This is a genomic window from Arthrobacter sp. WCS2018Hpa-7 (assembly GCF_031843805.1).
GTDB lineage: Bacteria > Actinomycetota > Actinomycetes > Actinomycetales > Micrococcaceae > Arthrobacter.
Genome location: NZ_JAVTJB010000009.1, coordinates 33307 through 50991 on the forward strand (window position 1 = coordinate 33307; position 17685 = coordinate 50991).

At 62.7% G+C, this 17685-nt stretch carries 14 protein-coding genes; 3 read left to right on the plus strand and 11 right to left on the minus strand.

What is annotated here, in order from left to right:
* The first annotated feature begins 170 nt into the window (after window positions 1–170).
* Window positions 171–5081: a DUF4082 domain-containing protein gene (locus RQH14_RS11710; RefSeq protein WP_311213409.1), complete on the plus strand. Its 4911-nt coding sequence runs from the start codon at window positions 171–173 to the stop codon at window positions 5079–5081.
* Window positions 5082–5265: 184 nt separating this feature from the next.
* Here the strand turns inward: RQH14_RS11710 and RQH14_RS11715 are convergent, their stop codons facing one another.
* The 8 genes from RQH14_RS11715 to coaD all read right to left on the minus strand — a co-directional run bounded on the left by RQH14_RS11715 (window position 5266) and on the right by coaD (window position 11647).
* Window positions 5266–6294, minus strand: a complete 1029-nt coding sequence (locus RQH14_RS11715) for a hypothetical protein (RefSeq protein WP_311213410.1) — start codon at window positions 6292–6294, stop codon at window positions 5266–5268.
* Window positions 6291–7514 (minus strand): MFS transporter, encoded by a 1224-nt coding sequence (locus tag RQH14_RS11720; protein ID WP_311213503.1) that lies wholly within the window; start codon window positions 7512–7514, stop codon window positions 6291–6293. The genes RQH14_RS11715 and RQH14_RS11720 overlap by 4 nt, the downstream gene beginning before the upstream one ends.
* A gap of 86 nt (window positions 7515–7600) precedes the next feature.
* On the minus strand, window positions 7601–8323 hold the full coding sequence (locus tag RQH14_RS11725) for a hypothetical protein (RefSeq protein WP_311213411.1): 723 nt from the start codon (window positions 8321–8323) through the stop codon (window positions 7601–7603).
* Window positions 8324–8506: 183 nt separating this feature from the next.
* Window positions 8507–9475 carry a bifunctional DNA-formamidopyrimidine glycosylase/DNA-(apurinic or apyrimidinic site) lyase gene (gene mutM / locus RQH14_RS11730; protein ID WP_311213412.1) on the minus strand — a complete coding sequence of 323 codons (969 nt, stop codon included), beginning with the start codon at window positions 9473–9475 and terminating at the stop codon, window positions 8507–8509.
* A 6-nt stretch (window positions 9476–9481) separates the two neighbouring features.
* On the minus strand, window positions 9482–10192 hold the full coding sequence (gene rnc, locus RQH14_RS11735) for a ribonuclease III (RefSeq protein WP_311213413.1): 711 nt from the start codon (window positions 10190–10192) through the stop codon (window positions 9482–9484).
* A gap of 23 nt (window positions 10193–10215) precedes the next feature.
* Window positions 10216–10419, minus strand: a complete 204-nt coding sequence (gene rpmF, locus RQH14_RS11740) for a 50S ribosomal protein L32 (RefSeq protein ID WP_011775139.1) — start codon at window positions 10417–10419, stop codon at window positions 10216–10218.
* A 33-nt stretch (window positions 10420–10452) separates the two neighbouring features.
* Entirely contained in the window at window positions 10453–10980 is a 528-nt protein-coding gene (locus RQH14_RS11745) for a DUF177 domain-containing protein (RefSeq protein WP_089595442.1), read from the minus strand.
* A gap of 166 nt (window positions 10981–11146) precedes the next feature.
* Window positions 11147–11647: a pantetheine-phosphate adenylyltransferase gene (gene coaD, locus RQH14_RS11750; protein ID WP_159702284.1), complete on the minus strand. Its 501-nt coding sequence runs from the start codon at window positions 11645–11647 to the stop codon at window positions 11147–11149.
* 35 nt (window positions 11648–11682) lie between these two features.
* Between coaD and RQH14_RS11755 the strand changes: the two genes are divergently transcribed.
* The gene (locus tag RQH14_RS11755; RefSeq protein ID WP_311213414.1) at window positions 11683–12948 is read left to right on the plus strand and encodes an aminotransferase class I/II-fold pyridoxal phosphate-dependent enzyme; all 1266 of its coding nucleotides are present in this window, start codon (window positions 11683–11685) and stop codon (window positions 12946–12948) included.
* A complete protein-coding gene (locus RQH14_RS11760; protein WP_311213504.1) occupies window positions 12945–13739 on the plus strand; it encodes a fused MFS/spermidine synthase in 795 nt (264 codons plus the stop codon). Before RQH14_RS11755 ends, RQH14_RS11760 begins: the two co-directional genes overlap by 4 nt.
* Window positions 13740–13775: 36 nt before the next feature.
* On the opposite strand, the gene rsmD is transcribed toward RQH14_RS11760, so the two are convergent.
* The 3 genes from rsmD to RQH14_RS11775 are packed head-to-tail and all read right to left on the minus strand — an operon-like array spanning window position 13776 to window position 17679.
* The gene (rsmD, locus tag RQH14_RS11765) at window positions 13776–14342 is read right to left on the minus strand and encodes a 16S rRNA (guanine(966)-N(2))-methyltransferase RsmD (RefSeq protein ID WP_311213415.1); all 567 of its coding nucleotides are present in this window, start codon (window positions 14340–14342) and stop codon (window positions 13776–13778) included.
* A gap of 51 nt (window positions 14343–14393) precedes the next feature.
* On the minus strand, window positions 14394–16649 hold the full coding sequence (locus RQH14_RS11770) for an ATP-dependent DNA helicase RecG (RefSeq protein WP_311213416.1): 2256 nt from the start codon (window positions 16647–16649) through the stop codon (window positions 14394–14396).
* The gene (locus RQH14_RS11775; RefSeq protein ID WP_311213417.1) at window positions 16639–17679 is read right to left on the minus strand and encodes a DAK2 domain-containing protein; all 1041 of its coding nucleotides are present in this window, start codon (window positions 17677–17679) and stop codon (window positions 16639–16641) included. The genes RQH14_RS11770 and RQH14_RS11775 overlap by 11 nt, the downstream gene beginning before the upstream one ends.
* Window positions 17680–17685 lie beyond the last annotated feature (6 nt).

The window sequence follows — 17685 nt, forward strand, 5'->3', positions numbered from 1 at the left end:
ACTTCCGGATCCGGTCCCGATCTTCGGAACGTCGAGACAAGTGCACAATGCCCTCTGTTTTGTAACTGAAGATCTTGGTTTGACCCTGGCTGGGGAGCGGCAAGCAGGGACCGTGCGTGAAATCGCGGACCCGCATTCGCATTTTCGGCGCGCCACCCCCAGGAGTTCTGATGCCCGGTACTTCAGCCAACCGACCCCAGCGAGTCCTCAAGGGTTTTCTCGTGCCCTTGGTGATCGCCCTGGTGGCGGCCCTCTTACCCCTCACGGCGTCCGCCGCGGTAGCTGCAGGTCCCTGCGACCCCGTAGTGAACCTCGTGGCCTGTGAGAACTCCAAGACCGGAAGTCCGTCGTCGGAGTGGGACATCAATGGTGCCGGCGACGACAGCATCCAGGGCTTCTCCACTGAAATCAGTGTCAACGCCGGCCAACCCATCCGGTTCAAGGTGGATACGAACGCACCGAGCTACACCATCGCGATCTACCGGACCGGCTGGTATGCGGGCAACGGCGCCCGCAAGATCGCCGACGTGACGCCATCAGTGCTACGCCAGACCCAGCCCGCTTGCCGCAACGACGTCGCCACAGAGTTGTACGACTGCGGGACGTGGGCAGTATCGGCAACGTGGCAGGTACCGGCTACCGCTGTCTCGGGCGTCTACATCGCGCTCCTCCGGCGTCCCGATACGGGCGCGAAGAGCCACATCACGTTCATCGTCCGCAACGACGGCAGCCGCTCCGCTGTCGTGTTCCAAACAGCTGACCAGACATGGCAGGCCTACAACACCTACGGCGGCTCGGACTTCTACCAGGGCGCCGCGAACGGCAGGTCCTACAAAGTCAGCTACAACCGGCCCATGGCAACCAGGGACGGCCCTGGCGGCAGGGATTTCTACTTCTCCAACGAATACCCCATGGTGCGGTTCCTGGAGCAGAACGGTTATGACGTCAGTTACATCAGCGGCCTGGATACGCACCGCAACGGCGCCGAGTTGTTGAACCACAAGGTGTTCCTCTCGGTCGGCCACGACGAGTATTGGTCGGGCCCCCAACGGGCCAACGTCACTGCCGCGAGGGACGCCGGCGTCAATCTCCAGTTCCTGTCGGGCAACGAAATGTACTGGCGCACCAGGTTTGAGCCCTCAACCGTTGACAGTGCCGCCAACCGCACCCTGACCTGCTACAAGGAAACCTGGGGAAACGCCAAGATCGATCCCAGCACGGAGTGGACCGGCACGTGGCGTGACCCCCGCTTCGCTTCCCAAGCCAACGGCGGAGGCCTGCCCGAGAATGCCGTGACGGGGACAATCTATATGTCCAATCACTCGGACCTCCCGGTGACCGTCAAAGCCGACGAGGGCAAGACCAGGCTCTGGCGGAACACCACCTTGGCATCAATGCCGGCGGGTTCCTCTACAGCACTTGCACCCCACACCGTGGGATATGAATCCAACGAGGACCTGGACAACGGGTTCCGGCCCGCTGGACTCGTCAGGCTGTCCACCACCGTGGGAAACGTCCCGGAATATCTGCAGGACTTCGGCAACACAGTAGCTCCCGGCAGCACCACCCATAATGTAACCCTCTACCGCGCAGCCAGTGGCGCGTTGGTCTTTTCAGCAGGCAGCGTCCAGTGGACATGGGGCCTGGACCAGGAGCACGACGGCGACGGCGCACCCGCCGATGCCCGCATGCGGCAGGCGCAGGTCAACATCCTCGCCGACATGGGTGCGCAACCAGCCACTCGCGCGGCAGGACTGGTTGCTGCAGTCGCCAGCACCGATACCACCAAGCCCACAGCTGCCATCTCCACACCTGCCAACGGAGCCACCGTGGCGCACGGCAGCAGCGTCACCGTGACCGGCACGGCCACAGACGTGGGTGGAGTGGTGGCCGGCGTCGAAGTTTCCACGGACGCGGGCGCCACCTGGCACCCCGCCACGGGCAAGCAGAGTTGGAGCTATACGTACATCCAGAAGGGCCTCGCTACGGCCACCATCCAGGCGCGGGCCATCGACGACAGCGCCAACATCGGTGCCGCCGTCACCAGGAACCTGACCCTCAGCGGACCGTACAGCGTGTTCGGCCAAACAGTTCCTGTGGTCAAGGACTCAGGTGACGGTGGAGCCTACGAAATGGGTCTGCGTTTCACCCCATCAGTGGACGGCTTTATCACCGGCGTCCGCTTCTACAAGAGCACCGCCAACACCGGCACGCACACCGGCTCATTGTGGAGCGCAACCGGCGAGCGCCTGGCGACGGCTACGTTCACCAATGAAACGGCCTCCGGCTGGCAAACAGCCCTGTTCAGCCAGGCCGTGCCTGTTGCGGCCGGCCAGAAATATACGGCGTCCTATTGGGCACCCAACGGCCACTACGCCACCAAGGACCATCAATGGGCAAGCTTCGGTTCCACCGACGCGCCGTTGAAGGTTGCTGGTGGTTTCGGGGCTGAACCGGCGGGCGTATACAGCACCTCGCCAGGATTCCCCACCACCAGCTTCAATGGTGGCAACTACTTCGCGGACGCGCTCTTCAGCACGGTAGACAGCTCCCCCATGACCGTCTCGGGCCATACGCCCATTCCGTCGTCGTCGAGCGTGTCCGTGAACACCAAAGTGAGTGCAGTCTTCTCCAAGCCCGTCACGGCGGCAAGCGTCCAGCTGACGTTGCAGTCGCCGTCGGGACCTGTAGCAGGCACTACGGCGTACGACGCCGCGACGCGTCGGGCCACATTCACGCCGTCGAACGCCTTGGCGTTCAGCACCCAATTCACCGCGACATTGTCCGGCACCGATTCGATCGGCGGTCCGGTCACCTCCGGTGGCACGTGGTCCTTCACCACCGCAGCGACGTTGCCTGTTCCGGGTGCCTGCCCCTGCAGCCTCTTCGATGACTCCGTCACACCCGGGATCGCCGAACTGCGTGAAGGCGTGCCGGTGACCCTCGGAGTGAGGTTCTCCAGTGTTTCCGCGGGTGAGGTTTTGGGTATCCGCTTCTACAAGTCCGCTGGCAACACCGGTACCCACAATGGTGCTTTGTACACCGCCGCCGGACAGCAGTTGGCCACGGTGGCATTCACCAACGAAAGTGCCTCAGGATGGCAGACCGCCATGTTCAGCCAGCCTGTCCAGATGGCCGCGAACACGGAGTATATCGTGTCCTACAAGTCGCTGACCGGTACCTACTCGGCCACCGCCAACGGCTTCGGGTCAGGGCTCAGTGTTGGCCCGCTGCGGGCGGCCTCGGATGCCGGCGCGTACACCTACAGCGGCGACTTTGCCGCCTCACGATCGACTGCCAGCTATTTGGTGGACGTCGTGGTGACTGTACCCAACACGCCGTTCACGGTCGGCTCGCACTCGCCGCTGCCGAATGCTTCGAGTGTTCCGCTGAACACCGCAGTCAGCGCAGTGCTGTCCGAGGCCGCGGTGGCGTCCAGCGTCAGCCTGGCAGTGAAGGTGACGGGGGGCGCCGCAGTAGCCGGCGCGTCGGCCTACGATTCAGCTACCCGTAAAGTCACGTTCACCCCCACCGCTCCGTTGGCCCCAGGGACCTCCTACACAGCCACCGTGACGGCAACGTCCGTGTCCGGACAGCCAATGTCTGCGGGTGGAACGTGGGCCTTCACCACAGTTCCAGCACCGCGTACTCCCGGCGTCTGCCCGTGCACGCTCTACCAGGACACAGTGACGCCTGCCACGCCCGACGCCGATGACGGGGTTTCGTTGTCACTCGGAGTCCGGTTCGCCAGCGACACCGCGGGCCAGATCACCGGCGTGCGCTTCTACAAGGCGGCCGGCAACACGGGGACCCACACCGGTTCGCTCTACACAGCCACGGGACAGCTCCTGGCCACGGTCACCTTCACCAATGAGTCGAGTACCGGCTGGCAGACGGCAACATTCAGCCAACCGGTGACCATTACGGCCGACACTGAGTATGTGGCGGCGTACAAGGCACCCACTGGTAAGTACTCCTACACCGCCGGCGGATTCGGTGAAGGGTTCACCAGCGGGCCACTGCGTACGGCGGCTGACTCGGGAGCTTTCGGTTACAACAGTGATTTCCCAGGATCCTCCTCCACCGCCAGTTACCTGGTGGACGTGGTCTTCGCCACCGCCGCACAGCCCCTGACGATCTCCGAACAGGTACCGGCTCCTGGGGCCACGGGCATTCCAACGGACGTGAAGCCTTCCATCACCTTCTCCTCCGCCATCCGGCCGGGCGCGTCGTTCACCCTGACAGCGAACGGCAATCCGGTGGCTGGTGCGGCCGCCCTCTCTGCGGACAGCCGAACCGTCACGTTCACCCCCACCGCGGCGCTGCCCAACAGCACCGTGATCTCGGCCAGCGTGAGTAATGTCGTCTCCCAACAAGGGCAGCCGTTCCCAACTACCAATTGGCAATTCACCACTGCGGCGCCCACCGTCCAGGTGTCCACGATCTTTGGATCGCTGACACCCCAAATAGTCTCTGCTGCTGACTTCCTGCCTGTGGAACTTGGAACTGCATTCAGTGTTTCGCAGGCCGGGAACGTGACGGGCATACGTTTCTACAAGGGGGCCGGCAACACCGGTACCCACGTGGGTTCGCTGTGGAACTCCGCGGGCACGCGCCTGGCGCAGGTGACCTTCACCAATGAAACGGCCACGGGATGGCAAACTGCCACCCTGTCGGCACCTGTCGCATTGGTGACAGGCCAAACCTACGTGGTGTCCTACAGGGCACCCAACGGCCGTTACTCCTATACCTCTGCTTTCTTCAACCAGACCTACACAAGCGGGGTATTCACGGCCAGTGGCCCGAACAACGGCCGCTACCGGTATGGATCCGGGGGCGTCATGCCAACCACCTCGTGGAACGCGACGAACTACTTTGTGGATGTGGTGTATTCCACCACTGCGCCGGCACAGCAGATCGCGGCCCCGTCTCCGTCGCCCACAGCTACTCCGACGGCCACGCCCACACCGTCACCAACGGCAACGGCTACTGCTACTGCTTCCCCGAGCCCCTCGCCCAGTCCATCTCCCAGTCCGACCCAGTCAGGTGGGTTGCTCTGCGGCTTGCTTGGGCTCTGCTGAGGCTGCCTGACACACCACTTCCGCTGGCGTCCGACCCCTGAACTCCGGGCCGGGCGCCAGCGGAGCTGTGCCGGGCTCACTCTTCACCGCGGTATGCATCAGCGCGTCCACTTCAGCCGAATCGCTGCGGCGTGAGTGTTTTCAGCGTGAGTGCTTTCGGCGTGCCTGCTTCAGCGCACCTGCTTCAGCGAACGACGCTTGGCGACCACGCGTGCGCGATGAACAGGCTCGGTTGCGAGCCCGGTTCGGTGCCCAGCTGCCAAATGTTGCTGTCGCCTTCCACTGCATCATCTGCCAAGCCATAGAGCAGGTTCCGGTTATCCAGCCATTCAATCTGGTCATCCACGCTGCGCTTCTCCGAAAGAACCGTTTCCTGACCTGACGCGAGGTCAAGGACGGCGACCTTCCAATGGGCAACCAGCCCGCCGCCGTCGTTCTTCTTGTAAGCGATCCGAGTGCCGTCAGGCGAGATCGACGGGCATTCCACATGGTCGTGGATGGCGGTGAGGGTCTTCGCGGACAGGCTCCCCCGGACCAGCCAGATACGGCCGGACGATGCCGCTGTGGCGTAGAAGACATCACTCTGTCCCGGCGCGAAGGTCACTCCCCAGATGTTTCTATCCGTGGCTACCAGGCGCTCACCGTTGACCATCAACGCGAAATCCTCGAGGTTCCCGGTCGTGCCCCCGGGCAGGCTGATCTCAGTGGCTGTGGAGAATCCCGACGTAGCGTAGGAGTGACCCGTGACAAAGACGGTAGTGGCGATCATGGAGCCGTCAGCACTGACCCTGGTCCTGCTCGGAATGCCCGGGACGGGCCATGAGCGCTGGATCTGCCAGTCGCGGTTCATGACTGCTGCTTCGAAGGCTGTCACCAGTCCGCGGTTCGTCTTCAGGCACACCACGGTATCGGCCGTTCCATAGACGCGGTCGCATTCTTGTTCACTCACCGCCCGGGTACCCCCGGGAGCGGACAAGGGCACGGTTGCCGCGTTGCCGTACCCCTGGCCCGAGGCCGTGTTCCGGAAAAGAACAAAGGGAGCAGTGGGAAGTGGCTGGCCCGCAGTGACGCCCACGGACGATGCCGCAGCCTGGCTCTCTTCGAACCGCTGATAGGCGCCGACCGCGTAAATCCCGGCTGCTGCCAGGACAAGTGCTGTCACGGCCAGGAGAACGCCCCACCGCACCTTGCTGCCGGTCAGTGTCCCGCTCATGCCCCACTGCCCACGTCCCGGCGTGCGGATGGCTTGGCACTCCGCAGGATCACGGTGACAGCCACCACTGCACAGCCCAGGAGTCCACTGGCCACCACCATGGCCGTCGGCGCACCCACGGCATACCAGAGCACCCCGAAGCCTGCAGAGGCGGTCATCCGGCTCAGCGCCACCACCGTTTGTGCTGAAGCAATCCCTGTAGCAAGCTTGCCCGCCGGAGTGAGTTGGCTGGCCAAGGCGGCCAGGACACCATCCGTTGCGGCGTAAAATGCTCCCAGCAGGACCAGGCATCCCACGGTGCCCCACAGTCCACCGAAAGGTGCCGCAGCGAGAAGGTAGGTTGCCAGCAAGGCAATGTGCCCACCCACGAAAACCGGAACCTTGCCCACCCGGTCAGCCAGCCGTCCCAGCGGAATTGCGAGGGCGAGAAAAACCACATTGGTGCCGACGAACAGCAACGGGAACCACTGGACGGCGAAGGAATCCCTGGCCTGCAGAACCAGATAGATGAAGCCATCACCGATGGTCACCACACCCAAAAGGGCTGCAGCGATCAACAGCTTGCCCAAACCCGGTTCCTTCAGATGGCTCCACGAAAAGGCGAAGAGTGGCTTGCCCTCCCGTCCCTCAGTGCTCTTCAGGCCATGGGCACGGATATCCGGAACGACCAGCGCCAGGACGGCGACCCCGATCACCGCGAAAGCCAGAGAGACAACAAAGACGGTGCTGAATCCGTTGGGAATCATCAACAGGACAAAGAAGGCGATCAAGGGCCCCGCCGCCGCCCCAATATTGTCCAGCATTCTGTGAACGCCAAAGGACCGCGCCAAATGTTCCGGCTGGGCGGACACCGAGATCAGTGCGTCCCGCGGTGCCGTCCGAATGCCCTTCCCGATTCTGTCGCCTGTCACGATTGCCGCAATCGCCCAGAATCCTCCGGCAAACAGGAAACCTATCCTCGCGAGCATGGAAAGGCCGTACCCGGCCAGCGCTATCCGTTTGGGATGCCCGCTGCGATCCGCTGCCCACCCGGCCGCAATCCTGACGATGGCGCTGGCGCCTTGGTTGATGCCGTCAATGAAGCCAAACGCGATAGTGGACAGCCCCAGAAATCCCGTCACATATAAGGGAAGGATCGCCGTGACCGATTCGGAGGAAACATCGGTCACCATGCTCACGATGCCCAACCACAGGATGACCGGGGACAAACGGAACGGCACCTCCGCTGCCAGTGCCGTTGCGTTGTTCCGTGACTTGTCCCGCTTACCGCCGCTGCGGTCTGAGAGCGAAATATACATCGATTCCCCTACTCCGCCGTTGTGTGCAGGCTGCCCAGCAGCTGGAAGCGCGAGCTGCCGGTTCCTGTGGTGGACACTGAAACCGTGACCGTGTCAGTGCCCCGCACAAAGCGCGCCGCCACCGAGCCTTCCGCGGCTGGCGCGTCCTCGGTCCAAAATCCGTGTGATACCAACGATTGGCGGAAGGAATCCAGGACCTCAGCCCGCGGCTTTGCAATAATGCCGTCCGCTGTCAGCTGGAGGATGTCACCGGACGTGGAAACCGAGGTAGACCCAATAGTGGTTCCGGCCGGCAGCGACAGGACGCCGTCGGGCCAGCCGTCCACCAGCTCACCCGACGCACTGCCGGGCTCAGGGAGTGCACCAGTGATGAGCGGAGCCGGGGCGGAAGGTTCAGGCAAGCCTGTTGGCGTGGCAGTGACGGGAGGGAGGACTTCGAGCGGCTTGGCAGTAGATGTACCGGCATTGCCTTCAGTGCCGCTGGTACCGCTGCCGCTGCCCTCGGTTGCACTGCCTCCGGTTGCACCGTTCGCAGCGCCCGAGGCCGTACTGCCGGACGTCGGTGCGGCGGCGTCGGTGGAACCGGCGCTCCCCTCAGGGCTCGAACTTGACGACGCAGGGCCCTGCGCGGACGTAGCGCCTGGCCTGGCCAATTGATCGAACACAATGGCCACGGCGGCAATGAGCACAGCAAGACAGATACCCGCTATGACCAGCCGCCGCGCCATCATGGCTTACCTGGACCGGCTGGGACGTTGAAGTGGCAGTTGGAATCTGCATCCAGAACGGCCGCGGGTAGAAGTGACGCCACCCGGATTGAGGTGGCGTTGATCCTTGCGATGGCGATTCGAAGCGCCAAGCTGTTCATGGGGACAGTCTGCCATTGCGTTCCGGATTCCGGAACAGTTTTGGCCCTACCAACGTCCGTTCCGAGGCCGGGGCTGGCATACAGGACACGTATAGGAGGAACGGTTCATGAACTGTTCCCTTTTCATGACACTGTGAAGGCCGATTTCTTCGCAACGGCTGCACAGTTCGCCGGCACGCCCATACGCATTGAGCGACCGTGCAAAGTATCCGGAGTCACCGTTGACGTTCACATAGAGGGAATCAAAACTGGTCCCTCCAGCGGCCAGTGCGGCATTCATGACGTCCTTGACCGCTTCAACCAGCCTCTCAGCATCCGCTCGGCGCATGGTGTCCGTAGCCCTGGCGTAGTGGAGACGGGCGCGCCACAAGGCTTCGTCCGCATAGATATTGCCGATGCCGGAGATGACGGACTGGTCCAGCAGCGCCCTCTTGATGCCCGTCTTCCGGTTCTTGATCTTTCGATGGAACGCGTCGAAGGAAAAATAGGGATCCAGCGGATCCCGGGCAATGTGGGCCGCTTCCTCCGCGATCTCCGGCAAGGGTGTTTCACCCAAACCGCCTGGGCCGCCATCCGGCGTCGGTACCAAGGACGTCACGAACAGGCCGCCGAAAATCCTTTGGTCCACGAACCGCAACTGTTCAGGCATGCCTTCCACCGGGCTGAGCGTGATCCTGACCTTAAGGTGTTTTTCGTCCGGAACGTCCGGGTCCTGCATCAGTAGTTGGCCGCTCATCCCCAGGTGCGCCATGAGGGCCACCGCAGGGAGTTCTTCAATGGGGCCTGATTCGGCGTCAGGTAAGCCCGGCATGGCAAGGGGCATCCACAGGAATTTACCTCTCCGCACCACATCCAGCACCGTGGCGTGTTCCAGGTTCCCGATGAAGTCTTCAGTTCCGAGGGCATGCCGTCGGATGGACCGCGGATCCAGGACGTCGACGCCGGTCACGGAACGGCCGCGGACCCAGCGTGCCAGGCCGCGGCGTACTACCTCTACTTCGGGAAGCTCAGGCATCGGGGCTCAAACGGAAGCAGGACCGGCAGCAGTCGGATCCAAGGCAGTCAGAGCACGCCAGGCATCAGCGGCGGCTTCCTGTTCCGCTTCCTTCTTGGAATGACCCGAGCCCCGCCCGTAGGGGGTTCCACCGATGTTCAGCACGGCTTCAAAAGTACGGGCATGGTCCGGTCCGGAACCTTCCACGGCATAGTGGATGGCACCCAGTTGCCGGCTGGCAGTCAATTCCTGGATGCTCGTCTTCCAGTCCGTTCCGGCGCCAAGGGCTCCGGCGTCCTTGAGGAGCGGACCCACCAGCCGCATCACCAATTGGCGTGCGGTCTCCATGTCGTTGGACAGATAGGTGGCGCCAATCAAGGCTTCCATGGTGTCGGCCAGGATGGAGGCCTTGTTCTTACCGTCGGTCAGCTTCTCGCCTTGCCCGAGGTAGATGAACTCGCCAACGCCAATTTCCCGTCCGATCCCGGCCAAGGCGCGGGTACTGACGACGGCGGAGCGCCGCTTTGCGAGCTCGCCTTCAGGCAGCGTGGGGTTCTCACGGTAGAGAGAGTCAGTGACAGAGAAGCCCAAGATGGAGTCGCCGAGGAACTCGAGGCGCTCGTTGGTGGGAATCCCGCCGTTCTCATACGCGTATGAGCGATGTGTCAGAGCAAGACGAAGCGTCTCGGTGTCAATCGAGACACCGAGACGCTTCAGAAGCTCTTCAGTTGAAGACATCCTTAGTCAGCCTGTACGGCAGATTAGGCGTCTGCGACCTTGCGGCCCTTGTATTCAAGGAACAGCGCGGTGCCGGCAGAGTCAGTAACGACCTTTGCCTGGTGCGGCAGGCTGTAGGTAACCTGACCGTTTTCGATGGTCTTGACCAAGTTGGGGGCAGTTGCCTTCCACTGGGCACGGCGGGCGCGTGTATTTGCGCGAGACATTTTCCGCTTGGGAACAGCCACGGCTATCTCATTTCTCTCTTAGACGAACACTTACTAATCGGTTTGCCGGTCAGTCTTAGCCAGATCAGCTAGGGCAGCCCAGCGAGGGTCAATGACCTCGTGGTGGTGCCCCGGCTCGTCTTCCAGGCGCGCTCCGCATTCGGAACACAGACCCTGGCAGTCTTCCCGGCACACCGGCTGGAACGGCAGCATAGTGACAACTGCGTCCCGCAACACCGGCTCAAGATCGATCAGATCGTACTCGACTCGACGTTGCTCTTCATCGTCTTCTCCGCCCGAAAGCTCTACGCCTTCATAGAAGAAAAGTTCTTGCACATTGACTTCAAGGTCATACGCAAGGGGATCCAGGCATCGGCCGCACTCGCCGGTTACATCGACGATTACGGTGCCGGATACCAGAATTCCTTCGTGTACGGCCTCAAGGCGAAGATCCAGCTCGATATCCGAGCCTTCCTTCACGCCAATGAGCGCCACACCAAGGTCACTTGGCGCAGGTACATGCTCGTTGAGTGTCCGCATGGTCCCTGGACTACGTCCAAGGTCCTTGACTACCAGCGCCAAGGGCGAACTTGCATCTCGCTTAATGAGAACTCCTGTAGAACATATGACCGACGTACCATCTTAGCCTGATCACGCTTGAGGACTCAAACTGACGCCGGGCGCGCATAAATGCACGGTGGTTTCAGCTTGGGGCACTCCGCGAAAGGGCGCGAGGTACCCATCAAGCCTACCCTTTGCGCGGGTGTTCCGTTGCAGGCTCGCCAGCAAGGAGACGCTTCAGCACCGACTTGGGGACAAAATCCGAAATATCCCCTCCCAACACGTTCACCTCTTTGATGAGTGTCGAGGACAGGTGGACGTAGTGCGCTTCAGCGGGAAGGAATACAGTTTCCACGCCGGCCAGCTGACGGTTCATGGTGGCCATGGGCAATTCGTAGTCGAAATCGGAGGATGAGCGGAGGCCTTTGACGATGGCCGATATTCCCCGGTGGCGGCAGTATTCAGCCAGCAGTCCCTCGCCCATGGGCTCCACGATGATTCCGCGAAGGGACGCCAGCGTTTCGCGTGCCATTTCCATGCGGTCTTCCAGGCTGAACCTGTACTTTTTGGCGTAGTTGGTGGACACGGCCACAATGACTTCGTCAAAGAGGCCGGCTGCCCGGGCAATGACTTCGAGATGTCCGTTGTGGATGGGGTCAAAGGATCCAGGGCAAACCGCTCGTCTCATGAGACGAACCTACCCCATAGCTTCGCCGGGATACCATGGCAGACATGGCATCCGCAGGCAGCAGCCCCTCCCTCGATACGAGCGCCGGCACCACCCCAGGTACCAGCACAGCACCTTGGCAACGGGCCGCCATCGGAGCCAATCTGCTCTCACCCGAGGGCGGGCTGGGGGTGACCATCTTCGAGGAGATGACCACGCTTGCGCTCTCCACCGGTGCCATCAACCTTGGCCAGGGGTTTCCAGACGAGGACGGGCCCGATGAGATCAAGATGGCAGCCCAGTCGGCCATTGCATCCGGGGCCAACCAGTACGCACCCGGCAAAGGCCTTCCCGTCCTGAGGGAAGCCATCACGGCACACCAGCAGCGCTTTTACGGCCTGGCCCCTGACCCCGGGACCGAAGTGCTTGTCACCACCGGAGCAACGGAAGCGATCGCGGCAACACTGCTCGCCTTCACCCAACCGGGCGACGAAGTCCTGACGTTCGAGCCCTTCTATGACTCCTACGGCGCCATCATTGGCATGGCAGGTGCCACACACGTCACCGCTCCCCTGCTGGCACCGGATTTCCTCCCTGACCTCTCTGCCCTTGAAGGTGCCTTCACCCACCGGACCCGCATTGTCCTCTTGAATAATCCGCACAATCCTACGGGCGCCGTCTTCCCCCACCATGTCCTGGCAAAGATCGTGGAACTCGCGGCCAGATACAATGCCATCATTGTCAGCGACGAGGTCTACGAGCACTTGACCTTTGACGTAGACCACGTCCCCGTCACTTCGCTCCCGGGAGCAGCGGACCGGACCATCACCATTTCCTCCGCAGGCAAGACCTTCTCCTTCACCGGCTGGAAAATCGGCTGGCTCAGCGGTCCTGAACACTTGGTCTCTGCTGTGCGCACAGTGAAACAGTTTCTGACCTACAGTTCGGGGACACCGTTCCAGGGAGCTATCGCGGTCGGCCTCGGCCTTCCCGACGAGTTCTTTTCCGGCATCGCCAGTACGCTCCAGCACAAACGCGACATTCTGGCCGAAGGGCTGCGTGCGGCAGGGTTCGGGGTGTACATCCCCAACGGCACCTACTTCATCAACGTGGACACCGCCCCCTTGGGTATCCGCGATTCCGTGGACCTCGCCAGGCGCCTGCCAGGCCTGGTGGGCGTTGCGGCAATTCCGGTGCCGGTCTTCTGCCATCCAGAGGGAGCCGAGCGCACCCGCAGCCTGCTGCGGTTCGCTTTCTGCAAAAAGACGTCCGTCCTTGAAGAAGCCGCAGAACGCCTCGCCTCGCTCAAGGACCGGCTCTGAGTACCACCGGCTCCGGACACCACGTCGCCTCGCGCTACCTCCGGACCACCGGGCAGCACGCCACCATTGACGCAGATACCCTCATTGAGGGCAGCTTCATCCTCAGCATCGGCGGGGCCGAGCAATCACACGTCAACCTCGCGGATCCGCGGGAGATCTTCTATGAGTACCTCCGTAGGATCGGTCATGTGGTGGATTTGGCGGCTACGCCCGGGGCGCCCATCCGCGCACTGCATCTGGGTGCAGGGGCTTTGACCCTTGCCCGCTATATCCAGGCCACCCGCCCTGGTTCGGAACAGTATGCCGTGGAACTGGAACGCGAGCTCCTGGACTTCGTACTCCACAAACTTCCCATGCCCGAGGGCACCACCTTGACTACCCACATTGGTGACGCGCGCGACGCGCTGGCGGAGCTTGGCGCCGAGGTGACGTTCGACGTCGTGATTCTTGATATCTTCTCCGGGCCGGAGGCCCCGGCACACATCGCGTGCAAAGAGTTCTATGAGGAAGCTGCCGCACGGCTGAGCCCTGACGGGGTCTTGATCGTCAATGTGGGAGACGAACCCGCCCTGACCCTGGTGCGGAGCCAGGTGACGGCCCTGCGTGAGGCCATGCAGGATGTTGCCGCCGTCGCGGAAACGGGCATGTTTGAGGGCCGTTTTCCCGGCAACATCATTCTTGTTGGCACACGCAGACGGTGGACGACGGAATGGACGGTGGAGTTGCTGGCCCGCGGCCCGCATCCTGCCGCTGTCCTCACCGGGATGGACTTGGACCGGATTGCCGGCTAAGGCCCCGTCCCCCACCCACCACGGCAGCTCGACCCGCTAGGCCGGTTCAGCGAACCATAGCTTGGTTTCGCCGTACTTCTTGTCGGCGAAGCACTCCATGGTCTCAGGCCACGCCGGTTCCGGGCTCCTGGAACTCCGCTCGACAACCACCACGGCGCCCTCATCCAAATGGGGCGCGAGTTTATCCAACACCTCGCTCAGGGCCGGTTCGTCCAAGGGGTATGGCGGATCGAGGAAAACCAAGTCCCACAGCGCGCCCTCACGTGCCCGTTCCAGGAACGACTCCACTTTGGACCGGTGGACCGAGACCTTCCTGCCGCCCAGAAGCTGGTTCACCAAGTCCGCATTGCGCTGGCAGACGTCGCTCGCCTTGGCATCAAACTCCACCAGGTCCACGCTGCCTGCACCCCGGCTGGCGCTCTCAATGCCCAGGGCTCCCGAGCCGGCGTAAAGGTCCAGGACGCGGGCATCGGCGATAACCGCCAACGACTCCAGCCGGGAAAAAAGCGCTTCCTTGACACGGTCGGTCGTAGGCCGCGTGGCAGTTCCGGGGACGCTGGTCAGCGGATTCCCACCACCGACTCCGGCAATGATCCGGCTCAAAGGATCGCTCCGGGAGCTGACGCGCCTTGCTGGCCGCCATTGCCTGGGTTTCTAACCGCGTTCAAGGAACGCCTCCTTCTCAGGGTTCAAGTACTCATCGATGGCCGCGGCAAGTCCCGGCTGGTGCTGGAGGGTGGGGTCCTCTGCAACGAAGCCCTGGGCGTCTGTGCGTGCGCGGGCAATGATGTCTTCATGCTCCAGGACACGGAGCAGCTTAAGCGTGGAGCGCCCACCGGATTGTGAGGCCCCCAGGATGTCGCCTTCGCGGCGGAGCTTCAGGTCTTCCTGCGAGAGTTCAAACCCGTCTGTGGTTGATGCCACGGCCTCAAGCCGCCGGCGGCTCGGGTGCCCGGGTTCCAAGGTGGTCACAAGCAGGCAAGTGCCAGGCAAGCCGCCACGCCCTACACGGCCACGGAGCTGGTGAAGTTGGGAAATTCCGAAACGGTCGGCGTCCAGGATCACCATCAGGGTGGCGTTGTGGACATCCACACCCACCTCAATGACCGTGGTGGAGACGAGCACCTTGACCTGGTTCGCGGCAAAGGATGCCATGGTCTCGGACTTCAGTTGCGGGTCCTGCCGGCCATGAAGCGGCGCCACAGGGACACCGGCCAGGGCCGGCTCCTGCAGAAGGCTCTCGACGACGGCCGTCACCGATGCCAGCTCCCGCGCCGATCCTTCTTCCGCGAGGTCGGCATCGCTGGGTTCGGCCTCCCCCGGACTGAAATCGCCGTCGTCGTCCGTTCCAATCTTGGGGCACACCACGTACACCTGATGGCCCGACTCAACCTCTTCACGCGACCGTTTCCAGATACGATCCACCCACCCGGGGTTCTCCACCAGTCCCACCACATGCGTGGTGATAGGGGCCCGACCAGCGGGAAGCTCATCCAGGATGGAGGTCTCAAGGTCTCCGAAAACAGTCATCGCCACGGTGCGCGGAATGGGGGTTGCCGTCATGACCAGCAGGTGGGGCGGCCGCTGCGCTTTGGCCCGGAGGGCGTCACGTTGCTCAACGCCGAAACGGTGTTGCTCGTCCACCACAATAAGGCCGAGATCCTGGAAGCTGGTCTTGTCACTGAGCAAGGCGTGGGTGCCAATAACGATTCCGGCATTACCCGAGGCGGCGTCCAACATGGCCTGTTTGCGCGCCGCTGTGGGCATGGAGCCCGTCAGGAGCGTCACGTGGACGGATTCCTGCGCCGGGTCCCCGCCGAGCATCCCCGCCCCGCCGAAGACATCGTCACGTGCCAACGATCCCAACGTCCGGCGGATCGAGTGGAAATGTTGTGCCGCCAACACTTCGGTCGGTGCCAACAGCGCAGCCTGGCCCCCGGCATCCACCACCTGCAACATGGCCCTGAGGGCAACAATGGTTTTTCCGGAACCCACTTCGCCCTGCAACAGCCGGTTCATGGGCGCATCCCGCGCCAGTTCTTCAGCAAGCGTCTTTCCGACGGCGGACTGGCCGGCGGTCAGTGTAAAGGGCAGGTTTCGGTCAAAGCTGCTGAGCAATCCGTCGGCTCGGGGTCGGCGGGCGGTGGCTTCCTCGGCCGCAAGCTGGGCGCGACGCCGCGCGAGGGCCGTCTGCAGGACCAGTGCTTCCTGATACCGAAAGCGTTCCTGTGCCCGCTGCCAGTCCTTGGCGGTCTCCGGCGAATGGATCAGGCGGTAGGCCTCAACTACGCTGAGCAGCCCATCCCTGCGGACGATGCTTGCCGGAAGTGGATCTTCCAGGGCGTCAAGGTCCATGGTCTGAAGCAGGGCCGTGATCACCTTGTGGATGGACCAGCTGGTCAGTTTGGCGGTTGCCGGATAGACAGGGATGGGCATGGCGGCAAGCTTTTCGGGGTCCATGAAGCCTTCGGCTTCCGGGTCCTCGTCCAGCAGCAGAAAGTCCGGGTTGGTCAGGCCAAGTGAGCCACCATAGCGGGTCACTTTGCCGGAGAACATGGCCCGCCTGCCTGTCTGAAGTTCCGCTTTGGCCCTGAAACCGTTGAAGAAGCTGACTTTCAGCGTGCCCGGAGCACCGCTTCCACCGGCCTCGTCCGTCACCACAACATCCGTGATGGAGCCTCGGCGGGCACGCATCTGGCGCGTGCTGTTGGACAGGACCCGGGCAATCAAAGTGACCTCCTCATCCAACGGAAGGTTACTGATGGGGGTCAGCTCGCCACGGCTCAGATACCGGCGCGGGAAGTAGTTCAGCAAGGCACCCGTGGTTTTGAGGCCCAGATGCTTTTCGATGACCGCCGCGGACCGCTTGCCGATTCTGCGCTCGAGGGGAAGTTCCAGCTCAGTAATCATGCCGTGACTGGCCTGTAATGCTGGGCTCCTGTGACGTTGGCGCCGTTCCATCCCCGCTGGGCAGCGCCAATTGGCTGACAGCGATGTCGGTGGGCTCGCCCAGTGAACGAATCAGGGCGACCGCCGGACCGGGATCCGGAACGTGAACATGGACCCTCCACCGGTAGCTTGCTTCCACCGTGGATTCCTCGTCCTCATCCTCCTGGCCCCGGGCACCGCCCACTTGGCTCATGATGACCGAATTACCCATCTCATCCAGGCGTTGCCTCAGGATGGCCGCATTCAAGGGGGAAAGGTTGATGGTGCACATGACTTCCACGCCGTCGTCGGCCGGCATGTGCTCATGGATGTGCGGGTCCTGCAGTTTATAGCCGTGAAGCCCGTCCAGGAGTTCGTCCTGGAGTTCTTCGCCCAGGACGGCAGAACGCAGGCAGTCCAGGATCAGGAGCATGCCAACGCCCCCGGCATCCACCACGTGGGCTTCCTGGAGTTGGGCGAGCTCACCCTCGGTTCGGACAACTGCTTGGTAGGCAGCTTCCACAATGGCGTCAAGGGAAAGGCCCAGGGCGTGGTTGCTGTCGTCGGCGTTCTGGGCAGCTTCCACCGCCTGCGCAGCATCCGATGCCGCTTCCAGGACCGAAAGCATGGTTCCGGCTACCGGCTCGCTCAACGCGGACCAGGCCCGGATCTGGGCCCTGTTCAGCGCTGTGGCAAGCAGCGGTGCGCTGAGTCGCGATTTGCCGGCCAACGGTTCGGCAGCAGCACACAGGAAGACAGCGAACAGCGTGCCCGAATTACCCCGCGCCTGCTCCATGGCAGCCTGGCCGGCGCGCGATAGGACAGCACCGACGTCGTTGCCCATTTCGGTAGTGTCCGGGGCTGCGCCATCAAGGGCGGACACCGCTGCGCGAACCGTGAGGTACAGGTTGGTTCCGGTATCGCCGTCGGCTACGGGGAAGATGTTGATCGCGTTGAGGCGATCACTGTGGTTGCCGAGGACAACCTCCGCCTTGCCGAGCCAACGTTTCATGGCGTG